Annotated in this window: 3 protein-coding genes; 2 read left to right on the forward strand and 1 reads right to left on the reverse strand. The window is 73.2% G+C overall.

Annotation, left to right across the window (positions count from 1 at the left end; genetic code table 11):
- Together G6031_RS18700 and G6031_RS18705 are read left to right on the forward strand one after the other, a co-directional pair.
- On the forward strand, positions 1-266 hold a 266-nt coding region (locus G6031_RS18700), incomplete at its 5' end, for a hypothetical protein (RefSeq protein ID WP_206682181.1).
- Positions 267-344: 78 nt separating this feature from the next.
- Positions 345-638, forward strand: a complete 294-nt coding sequence (locus G6031_RS18705; protein ID WP_206682182.1) for a hypothetical protein — start codon at positions 345-347, stop codon at positions 636-638.
- A 65-nt stretch (positions 639-703) separates the two neighbouring features.
- Here G6031_RS18705 and G6031_RS18100 read toward each other — a convergent pair whose 3' ends face one another.
- On the reverse strand, positions 704-1,234 hold the full coding sequence (locus G6031_RS18100; protein WP_182654027.1) for a hypothetical protein: 531 nt from the start codon (positions 1,232-1,234) through the stop codon (positions 704-706).
- Positions 1,235-1,326: the final 92 nt, after the last annotated feature.

The raw sequence follows: 1,326 nt of genomic DNA on the forward strand, positions 1-1,326 counted from the left end.
TGGCCGTCGAGGTGTCGGAGGGCGCCCCCGTCGGCGTCTGCGAGGTCGCGGGGGTCGAGGTCGGCATCGACGTCTGCGCCCGGGTCGTCGTCGGGGCCGCCGTGGTCCGGATCGTCGTCGGCGGGGCCGCGCCCCGGGTCGTCATCGCGCGCGGCGTGGGGACGACGGCGGAGGTCATCGACGTGCGGCAGGTGACGAGGTGCCTGCGGGCCATCCACGCCGGGGCACCCATCGCGATGGCCTCGTCCGGGCAGGTCATGGTGTAGATCGAGACCCCATCGGCCTGCCGCCACCGGCCGTTCCGGAACACCACCCAGAACGGGTCTCCCGAGATGTCGCCGGCCATGACCGCCCAGCCGGCGTCGCAGTCGATGATCCGCGCTCCGCTGTCCGGGTACCCCAGGTCGGTGTTGATCACCCCGGCGTCACACACCGCCGCGGGTGCGGGGACGACCGCGGTGGCCGTGGGGGGAGCGGTGGTGGTGGCGCGAGAGGCCCGGGTCGAGGTCGCGGTGGTGCTGGGGCCGGCCGGGGCGGTCACCTCGGGAGACGTCTCGTCTCGCGATCGCATCAGCGCGACGGTGGTGACGGTCGCGACGAGGACCCCGACCACCACGACCACCGCGAGGGCCGCGTAGACCGGCGACCGACCGCCTCCCCGTACTCCGTCGGCCCCGGTCACGTCGCCACCCCGTCGCCCTGGCTAGAGGGTCATCCCGGGCGGTAGCGGACCGATCGGGGTCGCGTCCCCCGCGCCGGCGAACGGGTTCCACACGTAGATGGTGGAGGCGTAGACGGCCTCCGCATTCGGTTGGCCCGCCACCGGCTCCTGTTGCACGCGCAGCTCCACGTGGAAGTCGCTGTGCTGCCCGAGCAGGACACGCGGCGTGGTGCCGGGCTGCGTCGCGACCTGCTCGCCCCGGTGGAACAGCACGACACGGGTGGGCGACGAGACCGTCCCGCCCGCGGTCTCCAGGAACAGGTAGCCGAGTTCACCGCACAGGTTCCCGCTCTGTCCCACCGTCCACCCGACCCCGGGGAACGGCCCGGGGGTCTGCGCGGCGATCCGCTGCACGTCCACCGAACACCCGGCGGGCGGAGGCATGAGGGAGTCGGTGTTGACCGCGGATGCAGCGGGCGCCCAGGACGCGAGCAGGCCGGCGGTCAGGGCCGTGGCGGTCAGGGCTCTGACGTTCGGTGTTCTGACGTTCGGTGTGCTGACGGTTCCGGGCATCGAGATCGCCTCTCCGATCGAGTACACCCCATGGTGACACGGGTCACACCGGAGAACCACCGTGAGTGGTGACCGGGCGCCCCCCCCCCCCC

The sequence above is a fragment of the Dietzia sp. CQ4 genome (assembly GCF_014145125.1).
In the GTDB taxonomy this organism is placed as follows: Bacteria; Actinomycetota; Actinomycetes; order Mycobacteriales; family Mycobacteriaceae; genus Dietzia; species Dietzia natronolimnaea.

Coding starts and splice junctions, on each gene's coding strand:
- G6031_RS18705 (WP_206682182.1), top strand. CDS start 345: ATGACCGCCCAGCCGGCGTCGCAGTCGATGATCCGCGCTCCGCTGTCC.
- G6031_RS18100 (WP_182654027.1), bottom strand. CDS start 1,234: ATGCCCGGAACCGTCAGCACACCGAACGTCAGAACACCGAACGTCAGA.